This is a genomic window from Lentzea sp. NBC_00516, from assembly GCF_036346835.1.
Taxonomy (GTDB): Bacteria; Actinomycetota; Actinomycetes; order Mycobacteriales; family Pseudonocardiaceae; genus Lentzea; species Lentzea sokolovensis.
This window is the reverse complement of record NZ_CP107840.1, coordinates 9,217,814-9,232,499: the sequence shown is the minus strand read 5'-3', so window position 1 is coordinate 9,232,499 and position 14,686 is coordinate 9,217,814. Positions and strand designations below refer to the sequence as shown.

The window sequence follows — 14,686 nt, the reverse complement described above, 5'->3', positions numbered from 1 at the left end:
CAACGTCAACGCCCGATCGAGCGATGCGTTTGACCGAGCAGGGCCCCATGTCCGCCGGTACGAACGAAGACATGCCGAAACTGCTGACCATCGCCACCGTCCTGCTCGCGACCGTCACCCTCACGGCGTCCCCCGCGCTGGCCGCGCCGGACCCCGTGAAGGCCACCGCCGACTTCCAGGAAGCGTTGTTCACCCCGGTCGCCGGTGTCCTCGACCTCGAAGAGACAGCCGACGGCATCAAGGTCGCCGGCGAGTTCAAGAAGGGCTTCGCCTCCGACGCACCGACGGACTACCAGCTGGTGGTCCTCGACAACGCGGAGGTGATCCTGGACTTCAGCAAGGACTTCCAGAAGGTCGCCGAGATCGAGGCGGCGGAGGTCACGGCGTTCGAGTTCGTCACGAAGACCAAGCAGAAGATCGCCGACATCCGCAACGAGGACGTGGTCGTGCGCCAGCTCGTGGACGTGGCGGCGGGCATCAAGGTGCAGGCGGAGATCGGCCGCGCGAAGGTGCAGAAGACCGAGGTCCGGTAAGACGTCAGCGGGCGTCCTCGTGGTGCAACGAGGGCGCCCGTCCCGCCAGTCCTCGTTCGACGGCCTCCAGCACCGCACGGTTCGTGCGCAACGTCGCGTCGTGCGCGAAGGTGCCGAGCAACACCTGCTGCGTCGGGTGCGGAAGCACGGGGTCCGGCACAGGCACGGACGTGTACACCTCCACCACCGGCGCGTCTTCTGCGAGAAGGTGCCGCACGGCGTTGAGCACGCCCACGCGATAGCTGTCGTGCACCCACGCCACCAGCAGGTTCACCGGCTGGCCGGCAAGTTCGTCCTCGACCTCCGCCGCGAGCTTCGCCGGCTGTTCCCAGTCGGCCCTGACCCACGACGGCCGATGTCCCCGCGAGATCGACGCGCGCGCCGCCCGTCCGGGACCGTCGTCGGCCATCAGCGGCCGCGTGCGCGACGGCAGCACCACCCGCCACCCGCGTGCCACGAGTTGTCCCGCACAGCCGGCCAGCATGCCGGTCCCGCCGAGCACCAGCGCCGTTCTCACCGAGCACGCTCCTCCCCGACCGAGGCGAGCGGACCGGAGAGCCACCGCTCCACCTGCCGCTGCCCGCGCAGCCGCACGACCACGACGTCGTCGACCAGGGCGAGCACCCTGACCCGGTTGCGCCGGTAGCTCTTCCAGCCCCACCGCAGGATGTGCCCGGGATCGGTGAACGCCGACCACAGCGACGACTCCCGGTTACCGTTCCACAACTCCACCCCTGCCGCGCGACGTCTGATCGTCCGACTCACCAGCCGTCCCATCACGACCGGGAACCGGTGGTCGAGCCACACCACCGTGTCCGCCCGCGCGAGCAACGCGGGCCGCGCCGCCTTGTACTGGTACTCGGTGACCCAGTGGTCCTCACGCGCGAACGCGGCGACCTCGTCCAGGAACTCCGGCCGCGGCGTCCACTGTGGACCCCAGTAGAGGCTGTCCAGCTCCACGCGCCGCAGATCGTGCTGGTGGGCGATGCGCAGGCAGAGCGTCGACTTGCCGGATCCGGCGTTGCCGGCGACGAGGATGCGCCGGGGCACGTGCGGCAGCGGATCGGCTGGTCCGAGCAACGGCATCGGCCCAGGTTAGGGGAAACCGCAAGCCCCCAAACAAAAACGCAGGGCCCCCGGGAAGTCCCGGGGGCCCTGCGGTGTGAAACAACGTCAGAGAGCGGTGACGTTCGTCGCCTGCGGGCCCTTCTGGCCCTGCGTGACGTCGAACGAGACCTTCTGGTTCTCCTCGAGGCTGCGGTAGCCGCCACCGTTGAGGGCCGAGTAGTGGACGAAGACGTCAGCGCCGCCGTCCTCGGGGGCGATGAAGCCGAAGCCCTTTTCGGCGTTGAACCACTTGACGGTGCCGTTTGCCATGTACTGCTCCTTCAATGCTGAAGAGCAAGCCGCACTTTGCGACTGCCCCGTGGTTGGTCGAGAGCCGACCGCCCCATCCGCGAAGAAGGAGAAGCGCTCGCAACTGAAGTTCGGCGAGCGTGTAATACACGAACACAAAACCGCAACCAATGAAGAAGTCTACCGCATGCCCCCAGGTCTCAGCCACGCCTGCGTTGAGGAACCGCGAACCTCTGTTGCATGATCGAGATCCGGAAGATGACGTAGCAGGCGAGCCCGGCCGCCCCGATCGCGCACAAGGTCGACAGCGTCGAGAACACGACGTACAGAGGTGTGTCGAGCAGCAGCGACTCCAGCACGTCACACAGCACCATCGCGAGGAACGTGAGCTGCCACGGTCTGATCAGCGGACTCGCCACGCGCTGGGCGAACGGCACCTCGCGCTGGGCCGGGTCGCTCGCCTTCCACACCTGCGACACCAGGCGCACGCCGTGCAGCGCGATCGCCTCGGCGTTGTGGGTGGCGCTGCGGAACCAGATGACGAACGCCACACCCGCGGGGATGACCATCATGATGGCCAGGAAGCTCCACGAGGACGATCCGCCCTGCCAGTCGTTGATCGTGCCCCAGATCGACTCGGCGGCGACCAGCCCTATCAGGCCCATGCTGACGTAACCGGTGACCCGGACGTCCTTCAGCTCGATGTAGGTGTCCAACGCAACACTCCCCGAACGCGGCGAACTGCGCGGCAGACTACCGCCCGAATCCGCAGCCCAGTTCGGTGAAGGTCGCGAGCTTCTCGGCGGCGCGCACGACGACCTCGTCGATGCCGTCGAGCACCACCCGATCACCGACGCGGCGGGCGGGCAGCAGCGGCACGTCGGCCTTGCCGCACTGCTCGGCGATCGACGTGAACGCCCGCGCGGCGGCCAGCGGCGCGACCAGGGGCTCGCCGGTCTGCCGGTGCCGGATGAGGTTCTCCAGCAGATCGACGGACGGCGCCACGGCCATGCGGTGGTCGTTGACCGTGAGTCTGTCGTCGTCGTACCACCAGACGGCCTGCCCGAGCGTTCCGTGCACGAGGACGACTGGTGGCAACGATGTCGTGGCACAGAGCGTGGTGGCGACGACGACCGGTGGCGCGCCATCGGCCGTCACCCGCACGCAGGCCGTGTCGTCCGCACTGATCGTGTCGCGGCACCGGTACAGCTCCAGTTCGACAGCGATGTCGGTCCGTTCCTCGACATCGGCGAGCAGCAGCGCGTTCTGCAGTGCGTGCGCGAACGGGTTGACGAGCGTCCCGTCCTCGCCCTGCCGTCCCGCCCAGTCGGAGCGTTCGTAGTAGGAGTCCGAGCGCACCCAACGCCCGGCGGCGCCGATGCCGGTGATGTCGCCCAGCGCGCCGGAGCCGATCAACGAGCAGAGCCGCCGGTACGAGCCCGTCCCCTGCGTCTGGAACCCGACCTGGCCGACCAGCCCGCGTTTGAGCGCCTCGGCGGTGATGTCGTCGAAGTCGGTCGTCGACAGCACCGCGGGCTTCTCGACCAGCACGTCGCAGCCCAGTTCGAACGCCTCCAGGACGAGGTCGCGGTGCGTCGCGGGCGGCGAGGAGATCACGACGACCTCGGGATGGAGCTCGGCGGCCAGCGACGGCAGGTCCGGGTAGGACGGCACCGGCGCGTCCACGTCCACGACGTCGACCACGCCGACGAACGTGGCGAGGCCGTCGTGGCCGAGCCGGACCAGGTTCTCCACGTGCCGCGCCCCGTGTCCACGAGCGCCGACCAGCGCAACACGCATCGCTCTCACCCTTCTCGGGTGGACTCAGCCGCGGGCGCCAGGGGTCCGCCGATCACCAGCGCCAGCGGAGGCAGGGCCCACACCAGCACACCGGCGACCACCAACGCGGCCATCAGCATCAGCCGAGGTGAGTGGAATTTCAATGCGCCGCGCCAACCAAGACACGTTTGCGACAGCATCCGGGCTCCAACGGGGCCGAAGCCGTCAACACCGCCACCCGAACGGGCAATGGCGCCGGGAGCGCGCTCACCGCTAAGAGGACGTGGGCCGCGAGCACGGCCTGGACAGGTCCGAAGATCACATGGACCCGAACGAGGAGGACGGCGCCTGGTCGGTGAACAGCCTCAGCGAAGGTCGATGACGTCGGCGACGTGGACCGGTTCCCCTGTCTCGAAGCTGCGGTTGGCGGCGAAACCGGTCAGCAGCGAGAGCGTGCCGTCGTAGTGCGTTGCCTTGCGTCCCAACGGGTCTTCCTGCCCGGGCGGTCCGTACAGCGCGTCGACCATGCGTTGGTCGGCGCCACTGTGCCCGTCCCGGTCGTACTCGAGCGGGATGTCCTCGCGTTCCTCGAAGAGCCGCTGCACGGAGAGCTTCGCCCAGCCCTGCTCCGGGTTGGCGTTGACGCCGTGCACGGCCGGGTCCTGGCCAGACACCCAGGAGTTCTCGACGACCTCGAGTTCGAGACGTCCCTTGCTGCCGTTGACCATCAGCCGGTAGCCCTCCCACGGCGAATAGGCCGTGAGGTGGTACGTCAGGTTCGCGCCATTGGCATAGCGAACGAGAACCGACATGTCGTCCTCAATGGACACGCCGGGCTCGAACGGGTTCTGGTCGCGCCGGTAGCCGTCCTCGTGCCGTGCGTCGACGTAGAGCTTCTTGAGCCAGTCGTTCTGCTCCAGCTTGATGTCGAAGCGGTCATCGTCGGCGTAGTCGTGGCGCTTGCCGTTTTCCTCGCCGTAGAAGAACAACCGGCCGTGCGCGTACACGGTCTCGGGCACCGAACCGACCCACCAGTTGAGCAGGTCGAAGTGATGGGTCGCCTTGTGCACCATGAGACCGCCGGAGTTGGCCTTGTCGCGGTGCCAGCGGCGGAAGTAGTCGGCGCCGTGCCGGGTGTCGAGGAGCCACTCGAAGTGCACGGACCCGATCTCACCGACAGCGCCGTCCGCGAGCAGCGCGCGCACCTTCTCGTGGATCGGGTTGTAGCGGTAGTTGAAGGTGACCGTGACGTTGCCGTCGTTGCGGTGCACGGCATCCAGGATCTTGCCGGCCGACGGGACGTCCGTCGTCATCGGCTTCTCGGTCACGACGTCACGGCCGGCGTCGAGAGCCTCCACGATGTACGTGTCGTGGTGACGGTCGACAGTGGTCACGACGACGACGTCGACCCGTTGCTCGTCCAGCATCTTGAGGAAGTCGGCCGCGTCATAGGTAGGCACCGGCTCGACCCCCAGTCCAGCCAGCCGGTCGTTGTGGACGTTCATCCTCGTGCGGTTCACGTCGGCGAACGCGACAAGTTCGCAGGTATCCGTGTGTTCGATCGCGATGGCGTGGACGTGCCGTTCCGCCCGCGATCCCGTGCCGACCACCGCATAGCGCCTGCGAGCCATCCCCGGCCTCCTCTGCAAACGTTTTCCTCACGGTAGCCGCTCGATGGACGGGAACGGCAGGATGGATTCATGCCGACTCCTGTGGTGCTCGACTGCGACCCCGGCCACGACGACGCGATCGCGATCCTGCTCGCGGCCGGCTCACCGGAGATCGACCTGCGCGCGATCACCACCGTGGCCGCGAACCAGACTCTCGACAAGGTCACCTCGAACGCGCAACGGGTCTGCTCGGCCGCCGGAGTCTCGGTGCCGATCGCCCGCGGCGCCGCCCAGCCGTTGGTACGTCCCCTCTACGTGGCGGAGGACATCCACGGCGAGTCCGGAATGGACGGCCCGGCGTTCGGCGCGCTGACCGTCGGCGTGGTGGAGGAACACGCGATCGACGTGATGCACGCCCACATGCCGGCGACGCTGGTGGCGACCGGCGCGCTGACTAACGTGGCGCTGTACCTGCGGCGGTACGGGCCTTCGGCGGTGCGCGAGATCGTGCTCATGGGCGGGTCGACCGAGCGCGGCAACACCACGCCGTACGCGGAGTTCAACATCTACGTCGATCCCGAAGCGGCTCAGATCGTGTTCTCCAGCAGCGTGCCGATCACGATGATCGGGCTGAACGTGACGCACCAGGCGTTGGTGACGCCGGAGATCGTGGCTCAGTTGAACGCCCTGGGATCGCTCGGCCGGATGTGCGGGGAGCTGATGACGTTCTTCGCCGCCACCTACCGCGAGGTGTTCGGGTTCGCGGCGCCGCCGTTGCACGACCCGGTGGCGGTGGCGCGGGTGATCGACCCGTCGCTGGTGACGTGCGTCGAGGCGTTCGTGGGGATCGAGACCACCGGCACGTTCACGCGCGGCGCGACCGTCGTGGACCTGCACGGCCGAATGAAAGAACCGCCCAACGCCCGGGTGGCCGTCGGCCTGGACGTTGAGCGGTTCTTCGAAGTCGTGCTGGACGCCGTGAAACGACTCAGCTGACGCTCTTGTCGCCGAGCACGGCCCACTGGCTCCAGCCGGCCTTCTCCTTGTAGAAGCGGCGGACCAGCTTGCCCTCGTCGGTGCGGGCGAAGACCTCGACGGTCTTCGTCTGCGCGTGGTACATCGCGGCCGGCGGCTCGGAGACCTTGGTGGTGCCGAGCTTCGCCCACGTGGTCCAGCTCTTGTCGGTGGCGCGGGCGTGCTCGACGAAGCCGCCCTCACCGAGCTGCACGACGTCGATGGAGCCGGTCGTCGAGTTGAAGACCGCCGACGGAGCGCCGGTGCCCTTGCCGCCCAACGTGGTCCAGACGCCTGCCGCGTACTGCTCGACGCTGCCGGACTCGGTGCGGACGAAGACCTGGTCGACGGCGACGCTCGGGTCGCTGACGATCTTCTTGTCGCCCTGGTCGGCCCAGGTGCTGCCGTCCCACTTGATCAGCTTGCCGTCGGCGGAACGCGCGTAGACGTCCTTGTCGGCGACGGCCGGATTGCCCTCGATCTTGCGGTCGCCGACCGGCGCCCACTTGTCCGTGAAGCGGAGCAGGAGGCCGTCCGCGCCGCGGGCGAGGACCTCGACCGCCTTGGTGCTGTCGTTCCACGCCAGCGTCGGGTCGCCCGCGACGGCCGTGTCACCCAGCGCGAGCCACTGGCCGTCGACGCGGCGGTAGATCTTGCCGTCCGTGCCGCGCGCGAACACCTCGACGATCTTCGTCTGCGGGTTCATCAGCGCGACCGGGTCGCCGGCGAAGGCCTCGGACCCGAGCTGCTGCCAGCCGTTCCAGCGGCTCGTCTTGTGGAAGTTCGTGATGATCGTGCCGTCCGTGCCGCGCGCGAAGATCTCGAGCTGCTGCTGCCCGGTGTTGGAGATCTGCGGTCCGGCGCTGACGACGAGCTTGTCCGTCACCGGCGTCTCGCTGCCGGAGCCACCGCTGCCGGCCTCGAGGATGCCGTTGTAGCGCAACGGCACGTACTGGCGAGCCGTGCTGGCGCTCCACACGCGCTGCACGGTCCTGCTGCCGTCCGGCCCGGCCTGTTCGCGCACGATGGGCCGCGTCTTGGCCGCGTCCGCCCAGCCGATGAACAGCGCGACGTGGCTCAGCCGGTCGTTGAGCGCGTCACCGGGACGCAGGTCCGCCCAGTCGATGCGGTGCGCGACCTGCTCGAGGATGTGCGTGGTGTAGGAGATGCGCAGGCCCCAGGCCATCGACACGAAGCCGGAGCAGTCCGTGCGGTAGGCGCCGTACTTGTTGCCGAAGCAGTCGGCCTGGCTGTACGGCACACGAGCGCTGATCCACGTGCGCGAGCGCGCCAGGATCTCGCTGCGCGTGATCTTGGTGTTGGCCTCGTAGTTCCCGCAGATCACCCCGCCCTCGGCGGCGACGGCGACGTCCGGCATGGCCAGCGTCGAACCGAACGTGATGGCCGCCGCTGCGACCGCCAGCATCCCCCACCGTTTCATGCCGGTCACGTTAGCAAGACGGTGTGAAGTTTCGGTCCGGTCGAACGTCGGATGTTCCTGCGGTTGCGCACGGTCGGAGTGGCGGTTGCTCACGTGGTCGGCCTGTCCTTCCGAAGCGCTGACGGGGTCGGTCGAGGTGCAGATGCCAGTTCCATCGGAGAAACGGCCCAAGCGGTTACTCCACCACGCTCAGATACCGGCGCGGCACGTACAGCTCTTCCCCGGTCTCATAGGGATAGGTGACGGCGCGCAAACGCGTGCGGTTCTCCCCGGCCTGCTCGTAGGCCCAGTACCGGCCAGGCTCCTCCGCCCACGCCGCGAAGATCACGACGTGCCGGGTCAGGTTGGTGCCGTCCGTCCGGATGACCACGTCGCCCGCCCGCAGTTCGGGCGCGGTGATCAGGCTGCTCACCACGGCGAGCCCGGTGGTGTCGAGGCCGCCGTGCCGGTCCTCGGGCCTGCCCGGCAGGCCCCACGCCATCGACACGAAGCCCGAGCAGTCGGCGCGGTAGATGCCGTGTTCGTTCTGGTGAAATCTCGTCTGGCTGTAGGGGACCGAGTCGCGCAACCAGGAACACGCGCGCTCCACGATCTCGGAGCGGAGGATGAGGCGGCCGGCGGCACGTGCGGTGGTCACGTGGCCATCGTCGAGGTGAGGTCTCTAAATCTCCTGCAAGCTTTCTATAAGGTCGGCGTCGCTGATCTCGGCGGTCACCCAGGCCAGTGGGTAGCTGAGCTGGATCGTGTCGATCTCCCTGGTCAGCCGCACGCCGGGCAGCACCTTGCGCACCAGCGCGAGCATCGCGTGGTTGTCGGGCAGGACGTCGCCGTGCAGTTGCGCGACGCCCATCCGCGCCGCGATCGAGGTCAGCTCCTCCAGCAGCAGGCGGCCCACGCCGCGGCGCTGCCACAGGTCGACCACGGCGACCGCGATCTCCGCGCCGCACTCACCGGTCTTGATCACCCTGGCGATGCCGATCGGGTCGCCGCCGACACGGGCGCACACGGCCGCGTGACGTTCGCCGTCCACGTCGACCAGCACTCGGCGGGCGGACGCGGTCAGCCGGGGCGTCGGCGAGTGAAAGCGCAGGTAGCGGCTTCGCGCGGACAGTCCTTCGAACACCGCGTCGACAGCTTCCGGCGCGGTGTCGCGGTTGAGCTCGGTGACGCGCATGAGGATCGACCCCTCTGAGTTCGGAATCCGAACTGTAGCTGAGTTCGAAAATCGAACGCAAGGGATATCCTGGAGTCATGCCGTACTCGAACTTCGCGAGCATGCCCTGCACGCTGAGCCGCCCCGCGGCGCTGCTGGGCGAACGCTGGACGCTGCTGCTGCTCCGCCAGATCTTCCTGGGCACCCGCCGATTCGAAGACTTCCAGGCCACGATGGACATCTCGCGAAGCGTTCTGACAGACCGGCTGAACGTGCTGTTGCAGGAGAACGTGCTCAAGCGCGTGCCCTATCACGAAGACGGCCGCACACGGCACGAGTACCGCCTCACGGAGAAGGGCCGCGACCTCTACCCCGTGCTGATGGCGCTGCGCACGTGGGGCGAGAAGTGGATGGCTCCAGAAGAAGAGGAGTCGTTCCACCTGCACCACCGCGACTGCGGCGGCGGCGTGCGGGCGAAGGTCGAGTGCACCGAGTGCGCCGCCGAACTGACCGCGCGCGACGTGCAGGTGACGGCCAAGCAGTGAACTTGTACTGACAACTGTCGAAGCCCGAGTGAACTTAAGACGCACTCCATTGCTGAAGACGGTTGCAGGCAGCAAGTCTGCCTGTCATGACAAGAGCTGCTCTTGCGCTGCTGCTGCCTCTCCTGCTGGTGACCCCGGCCGCCGTCGCGGCGCCGGCGAAGACGCCCAAGGTGCTCGTGATCGGGCTCGACGGCGCCCGGTACGACAAGCTGGCCAGCGCCGACACCCCGAACATCAAGGCGCTGCTGAACCGCGGCTACGGCGCCCGCAGCGCGTTGTACGGGTCGGGCATGGCCCAGACCTCCAGCGGCCCTGGCTGGTCGACGATCCTCACGGGCGTCTGGCCGGACAAGCACAAGGTCAAGGACAACTCCTTCTCCGGCAACGCCCTCACGTCGTACCCGAGCTGGCTGGAGCGCGCGAACACCGCGAACCCGGCCCTGTCGACGTACGCGGCGGTGGACTGGAAGCCGATCAGCGACCAGATCCTGCGCACCGGCCAGGACCGCAAGTACGTGCTCGACGGCGACGCGGCGGGCTACACCGGCTCGGACGAGAAGATCACCGTCGACGCCGAGCAGCACCTGAAGGCCGACGCCGCCGACGCGTCGTTCGTCTACCTCGGTCAGATCGACATCGCGGGGCACGACCACGGCGCCGACTCCTCCCAGTACGCCGCGGCGATGCGCACGAACGACGCGCAGGTAGGCCGTCTGGTGCGTGCGATCGAGTCGCGGCCGTCGTACGCGTCCGAGGACTGGCTGATCATGGTCACCACCGACCACGGCCACACGGCGGCGGGTGGCCACGGCGGTGACTCGCCCGAGGAGCGGATGACGTTCGTGATCTCCACTGGTTCGGCGCGCCCTGCGGTGGCGCCGAAACTGGTGGACGTGGCCGCGTCCGCGTTGAAGCACCTCGGCGTCTCCGCCTCACTCGACGGCTACGCGCTCGGCACCGCGCCGGTGGACCCGTTCGACTCGGTGACGCTGAAGCCGCGCCAGGACGAGACCGGTGTGCCGGCCGGCGTTCTGGGCTGGACGCACCAGGGTCCGGCCGGGTGGACGGTGACGACGGCGTCGTCGATGCCGCAGGGTGTCGCGGAGTGGCAGGGCTGGTCGTTCACCACCGACGACTTCTGGACTCGCACCGCGCCGTCGCAGTCGCGTGAGGCGAACGTGCGCGCACGGGGCGTCTTCGCCGTGGCCGACCCCGACGAGTGGGACGACAAGGGCGCGCCGGCCTCGCGCGGCAAGTTCGACTCGACGCTGACCTCCCCCGCCTACGACGTGGCCGGCAAGTCGAGCGTGAAGCTGGACTACTTCTCGCACTACCTGCAGGAGGGCACGCAGCGCGGCACGGTCAGCGTGTCGTTCGACGGCGCCGCGGAGCAGGTCGTCCGCACCCACGACGCGAACGGCCTCGCCCAGCAGATCTCGCTGAACGTGACCGTCCCGTCCGGTGCCCGCACGGCGCGCGTCTCCTGGCGTCTCTTCGACGCCGGCAACAACTGGTACTGGGCCGTCGACGCCCCGCGCCTGTCGTAAGCGGCTACAGGACTGAGCGCCACTCCCCGGCGCTCAGTCCCGCCAGTTCCTTCGCCTCCCGCGCGCCCAGCGACGCGAACAACTCCCTGGCACGCGACCACATCTCGTCGTCCGCGGTCGCCGCCGCCAGGTCACGCATCGTGCGTGCCTGCCAGATCGGCAGCCCCAGCACGGTCCACTGGTTCAGCGCGTCCTGCAGGAGGTCCGCCGCCGCCTGCTCACGGCCCTGCGCCAGCGCGAGTTCGCCGAGCGTCCTGGTCATCAACGCGACCCCGAACCGGTCGCGCTGACGTGTGCAGACCTCCAGGCACTCGGCCAGCAGATCGTCCACACCGTCCAGTTCGCCGGTCCGCAGCAACGCCTTGGCCAGTGCCTGAACCGCATACGTGGCACCGAGTTCGTCGCCGGCCTCGCGCAGGACCTGCTCGGCCTCCCTGCTCAGTTCCACCGCCTCCGCGAACGCCCCCGCCGCCCGGTGGCACAGGCTCAGCCCGCGCAACGCCAGCGCCTCGCCGCGCTTGTCCTCCAGCGCCCGGTAGAGCTCCACGCACCGTTCGAACGCCTGGGTGGCCTCGGTCAGATCGCCGTGGTCGCGGTGGATCGCGCCGACGCCGTAGCTCGCGGCCGCGACGACCCCGTCGTCCCCCAGCGCGATCGCCCTGTCCAGCAGGTCGCGGGCCAGGTCGAACTCGGCCAGGTCGCGCCGGACCGTGCCCATGCCGACGTAGGCGACGGCGAGCGTCTCCGGTTCGTCGATGTCGGCCGCGATGTCCGCCGCCTGCTGGAAGTTCGCCAGCGCCGCCGCGAAGTCGTCCTGCTCGTAGCGCAGCTGCCCGAGCCCGGCGAGCAACACGGCCTCGGCCCGCCGGTTGCCGCGTTCACGCGCCGACCGCAGCGCGACCAGGTGGGTGCGCTGCCAGTTGCCGAACTGGTTGCGTGCCGCGAAGGGTGACGAGAGCAGCGATGTGATCACGGCCGTGGTCAGCTCGTCGACACCGAGGTCGTGTGCGCGTTCGACAGCTCGCACGACCGCGTCCGTCTCGGACTGCAGCCAACCGGTCGGATCCTCCTCGACGTCCTCCACCAGCCGCGGGTCCACCTCGATCTCGGCGTGCAGCCGGGGCCGCAGCCCCAGCGTCACCCGCGGCAGCTTCTTCGACCCGGTCTCGACCAGCGAGAGCCACGTCTCCAGCAGGCGCGAGACGGCCTCCGCGGCGGGTTCGCCCGAGGCCTGTTCGGCGCCGAAGAGCTGCACCAGGTCGTGGAACCGGTAGCGCACCCGGCCGATCTGGTCGACACCGGCGACGTCCACCAGCCGCAGATCGACCAGGTGCTCCACGACGTCTTCCGCGTCGTACGGCGAGATGTCCAGCAACGGCGCCGCGACCCACGCGCCGAAGTCCGGCAGGTCGAGCACCGACAACAGGTGGAAGGCCTTGCGGTGCAAGGTGTCCAGCTCGGCGTAGTTCAGCTTGAGCGACGAGCGGATCGCGAGGTCGCCCATCTCCAGTTCGTCGAGTCTTCGCCGTTCGTCGGACAACCGCTTCGCGAGCGTCTTCAACGGCCAGTGCGGCCGTGCCAGCAGCTTCGCGCCCGCCGCCCGCAACGCCAGCGGCACGCCACCGCACAGCCGCGCGATCCGTTGCGCCGCTTCGGGTTCCGCGCCGATCCGCTCGGCGCCGACGATCCGCCGCAGCATCTCCTCGCTGATCTCGTCGCTGAGGAACCCCAGCTCCACCGGCTCGGCGCCCTCCAGCCCGGTGAGCCTGCTGCGGCTGGTGATGATCACGAAGCAGTTCGCGTTGCCCGGCAGCAGCGGCCGGACCTGGGCCTCGCCGCGGGCGTTGTCGAGCACGATCACCAGCCGCCGATCCGCGACCGTGCGCCGGTACAGCTCGACGCGTTCGTCCGGTGCGGTGGGCTGGTCCTGGCCGGGAATGCCGAGCAGGGCGAGGAACCGGCCGATGACCTCCTGCGGTTCGAGGTTCCGCCCGCCGCCGCGCAGGTCCGCGAACAGCTGCCCGTCCGGGTACGACTTCCGCAGCAGGTGCGCGGCGTGCACGGCCAGCGCGGACTTGCCGGCGCCACCGAACCCGGACACGACCGCGATCGGCGTCGCGGTGTCCGCCTCCCGTCCCTCGGTGAGACCGAGGACCTGCTTCAACGCCTCCTGACGGCCGATGAAGTCGCTGATGTCGGGCGGCAGGTGGTGCGGGACGACCTGTTGCGTGGTCACGGCCGCGGGGGCCGGCGTCACCGTCAGCTTCGACGGAGCGGCCTCCAGGGTGCCGGTGAGGATCGCCGCGTGCAGGTCCCTGAGCTTCTCGCCGGGTTCGATGCCCAGCTCGTCGAGCAGGTGCTCGCGGGCGTCGCGGTAGACGTGCAGCGCGTCCGCCTGCCGTCCTGCGCGGTGGAAGGCCCGCATGAGCAGCTCCCGCGTCTCCTCGCGGGTCGGATGGGCGTTCACCAGCGCGGACAGTCGCGCGATCGCGTCCTCGACCCGGTTCTGCGCGAGCTCGCAGCGGCCGAGTCCCTCCTCGGCGCTGAGCCGGGACTCTTCGAGCGAGAGCGCGTGCCCACGGGCGAACTGCGCGTCGACACCGTGCAACGCCGGTCCGCGCCAGAACGCGAGTCCGTGCTGGTAGTGCGTGATCGCGGTGGCGTAGTCGTCGGCCCGCTCCGCCTGCCGCGCCGTCGTCAGGTGCTTCTGGAACAGCTCGACGTCGCTGTCCAGGTCCAGGAGATATCCCGGTGCCCTGGTGACCAGCGCCGTGCCGACCGCGCGCCGCAACGACGAGACGTAGGTGTGCACCAGCGCGCCCGCGGTCTGCGGCGGTGACTCTCCCCAGATCAGGTCGATCAGCCGTTCCACCGGCACCACCTGACGCGGCTGCAACAGCAACGCGGCCAGCAGCGTCCTCGGCTTCGGCCCGCCGAGACTGACCTGTCTCTCGCCGACCCAGACCTCGATCGGCCCCAGTACGAGCGCTCGCACGCTCACACCCCCATCCCCCAGAACTGCGGTGTGTTTAGGAGAATGCCTCATTTCCGTTGATCGCGACACGTTTCCGCGACGCGAAGTGTCAGCGCAGCGAGTCCAGGTGCCTGCGCAGCAACGACACGGTGAGATCCGGCGTCATCCGGTCCGGGTGCAGCACCCCGTCGACGGTGAGGCCGTTGAGCAGCGACGCCAGCCGTTCCGACTCCAGGTCGACGTCGAGCGTGGCCGCGACGGTCCCGGCCTCGGTCATCACCGTCAGCGCGCGGCGGCAGAGCATGCGCAGTCCGTCGTAGAGCCGTTCGGCGTGCGGCACGAGCGACGGACGGGTGCGGGACGCGGTGACGAAGGCCAGCCACAGCACGGCCTCGTCACGCCTGCGGTCGTCGAGCGGGAGCACCTCGGAGAGCACGCGTTCGGCCGGGCGGCGTGGGTCGCTTCGATCCTTCAGCGACTGCACGTGGGCCATGACGCGCTGGTCTATCGAGTGGATGAGGGCCTCGACGGCGAAGATGATCATGTCGTCGTGGCTGTCGAAGTAGTGCCGGATCGAGCCGATCGCGAGCCCCGCCTCCACCGCCACGTTGCGCAGCGAGGCCTGTTCGACGCCGTCGCGCACGACCACGCGGAACACCGCCTCGGCGACGGCTTGGCGGCGGGCAGCGGGATCGACGACTCTCGGTGACACCTCCCTTTTGTAGCATGGCCCT

At 69.0% G+C, this 14,686-nt stretch carries 15 protein-coding genes; 4 read left to right on the top strand and 11 right to left on the bottom strand.

Annotated features, from left to right (window positions below):
- Window positions 1-71: 71 nt before the first annotated feature.
- Window positions 72-533: a hypothetical protein gene (locus tag OG205_RS42920; protein ID WP_330273491.1), complete on the top strand. Its 462-nt coding sequence runs from the start codon at window positions 72-74 to the stop codon at window positions 531-533.
- A 4-nt stretch (window positions 534-537) separates the two neighbouring features.
- On the opposite strand, the gene OG205_RS42915 is transcribed toward OG205_RS42920, so the two are convergent.
- The 6 genes from OG205_RS42915 to OG205_RS42890 all read right to left on the bottom strand — a co-directional run bounded on the left by OG205_RS42915 (window position 538) and on the right by OG205_RS42890 (window position 5,299).
- Complete coding sequence (locus OG205_RS42915; RefSeq protein WP_330273490.1) at window positions 538-1,050, bottom strand: hypothetical protein; 513 nt, start codon at window positions 1,048-1,050, stop codon at window positions 538-540.
- Entirely contained in the window at window positions 1,047-1,619 is a 573-nt protein-coding gene (locus OG205_RS42910) for an AAA family ATPase (protein ID WP_330273489.1), read from the bottom strand. The genes OG205_RS42915 and OG205_RS42910 overlap by 4 nt, the downstream gene beginning before the upstream one ends.
- Before the next feature lie 87 nt (window positions 1,620-1,706).
- Entirely contained in the window at window positions 1,707-1,910 is a 204-nt protein-coding gene (locus tag OG205_RS42905) for a cold-shock protein (RefSeq protein WP_086665400.1), read from the bottom strand.
- Window positions 1,911-2,089: 179 nt separating this feature from the next.
- A complete protein-coding gene (locus OG205_RS42900) occupies window positions 2,090-2,605 on the bottom strand; it encodes a hypothetical protein (protein ID WP_330273488.1) in 516 nt (171 codons plus the stop codon).
- 37 nt (window positions 2,606-2,642) lie between these two features.
- Window positions 2,643-3,689, bottom strand: coding sequence for a Gfo/Idh/MocA family protein (locus OG205_RS42895; protein ID WP_330273487.1), 1,047 nt, complete (start codon window positions 3,687-3,689; stop codon window positions 2,643-2,645).
- 344 nt (window positions 3,690-4,033) lie between these two features.
- Window positions 4,034-5,299, bottom strand: coding sequence for a Gfo/Idh/MocA family protein (locus tag OG205_RS42890; RefSeq protein ID WP_330273486.1), 1,266 nt, complete (start codon window positions 5,297-5,299; stop codon window positions 4,034-4,036).
- A 69-nt stretch (window positions 5,300-5,368) separates the two neighbouring features.
- On the opposite strand from OG205_RS42890, the gene OG205_RS42885 reads away from it, so the two are divergent.
- A complete protein-coding gene (locus OG205_RS42885) occupies window positions 5,369-6,274 on the top strand; it encodes a nucleoside hydrolase (protein ID WP_330273485.1) in 906 nt (301 codons plus the stop codon).
- Here the strand turns inward: OG205_RS42885 and OG205_RS42880 are convergent.
- The 3 genes from OG205_RS42880 to OG205_RS42870 form a co-directional block, all read right to left on the bottom strand.
- Window positions 6,267-7,733, bottom strand: a complete 1,467-nt coding sequence (locus OG205_RS42880) for a hypothetical protein (protein WP_330273484.1) — start codon at window positions 7,731-7,733, stop codon at window positions 6,267-6,269. The two genes, OG205_RS42885 and OG205_RS42880, sit on opposite strands and share 8 nt — an antisense overlap.
- Window positions 7,734-7,908: 175 nt before the next feature.
- On the bottom strand, window positions 7,909-8,370 hold the full coding sequence (locus OG205_RS42875; protein WP_330273483.1) for a hypothetical protein: 462 nt from the start codon (window positions 8,368-8,370) through the stop codon (window positions 7,909-7,911).
- A gap of 24 nt (window positions 8,371-8,394) precedes the next feature.
- Window positions 8,395-8,907, bottom strand: a complete 513-nt coding sequence (locus OG205_RS42870) for a GNAT family N-acetyltransferase (protein ID WP_330273482.1) — start codon at window positions 8,905-8,907, stop codon at window positions 8,395-8,397.
- Between the two features lie 77 nt (window positions 8,908-8,984).
- Here OG205_RS42870 and OG205_RS42865 point away from each other — a divergent pair, with 77 nt between their 5' ends.
- Entirely contained in the window at window positions 8,985-9,431 is a 447-nt protein-coding gene (locus OG205_RS42865; protein WP_319977087.1) for a winged helix-turn-helix transcriptional regulator, read from the top strand.
- A gap of 86 nt (window positions 9,432-9,517) precedes the next feature.
- Window positions 9,518-10,978: an alkaline phosphatase family protein gene (locus OG205_RS42860; protein ID WP_330273481.1), complete on the top strand. Its 1,461-nt coding sequence runs from the start codon at window positions 9,518-9,520 to the stop codon at window positions 10,976-10,978.
- 4 nt (window positions 10,979-10,982) lie between these two features.
- Here OG205_RS42860 and OG205_RS42855 read toward each other — a convergent pair whose 3' ends face one another.
- Both OG205_RS42855 and OG205_RS42850 read right to left on the bottom strand, forming a co-directional pair.
- The gene (locus OG205_RS42855) at window positions 10,983-13,973 is read right to left on the bottom strand and encodes an AfsR/SARP family transcriptional regulator (protein ID WP_330273480.1); all 2,991 of its coding nucleotides are present in this window, start codon (window positions 13,971-13,973) and stop codon (window positions 10,983-10,985) included.
- 88 nt (window positions 13,974-14,061) lie between these two features.
- A complete protein-coding gene (locus OG205_RS42850) occupies window positions 14,062-14,664 on the bottom strand; it encodes a TetR/AcrR family transcriptional regulator (protein WP_330273479.1) in 603 nt (200 codons plus the stop codon).
- Between the last annotated feature and the right edge of the window lie 22 nt (window positions 14,665-14,686).

Coding starts and splice junctions, on each gene's coding strand:
- OG205_RS42920 (WP_330273491.1), top strand. CDS start 72: ATGCCGAAACTGCTGACCATCGCCACCGTCCTGCTCGCGACCGTCACC.
- OG205_RS42910 (WP_330273489.1), bottom strand. CDS start 1,619: ATGCCGTTGCTCGGACCAGCCGATCCGCTGCCGCACGTGCCCCGGCGC.
- OG205_RS42905 (WP_086665400.1), bottom strand. CDS start 1,910: ATGGCAAACGGCACCGTCAAGTGGTTCAACGCCGAAAAGGGCTTCGGC.
- OG205_RS42895 (WP_330273487.1), bottom strand. CDS start 3,689: ATGCGTGTTGCGCTGGTCGGCGCTCGTGGACACGGGGCGCGGCACGTG.
- OG205_RS42890 (WP_330273486.1), bottom strand. CDS start 5,299: ATGGCTCGCAGGCGCTATGCGGTGGTCGGCACGGGATCGCGGGCGGAA.
- OG205_RS42885 (WP_330273485.1), top strand. CDS start 5,369: ATGCCGACTCCTGTGGTGCTCGACTGCGACCCCGGCCACGACGACGCG.
- OG205_RS42880 (WP_330273484.1), bottom strand. CDS start 7,733: ATGAAACGGTGGGGGATGCTGGCGGTCGCAGCGGCGGCCATCACGTTC.
- OG205_RS42870 (WP_330273482.1), bottom strand. CDS start 8,907: ATGCGCGTCACCGAGCTCAACCGCGACACCGCGCCGGAAGCTGTCGAC.
- OG205_RS42865 (WP_319977087.1), top strand. CDS start 8,985: ATGCCGTACTCGAACTTCGCGAGCATGCCCTGCACGCTGAGCCGCCCC.
- OG205_RS42860 (WP_330273481.1), top strand. CDS start 9,518: ATGACAAGAGCTGCTCTTGCGCTGCTGCTGCCTCTCCTGCTGGTGACC.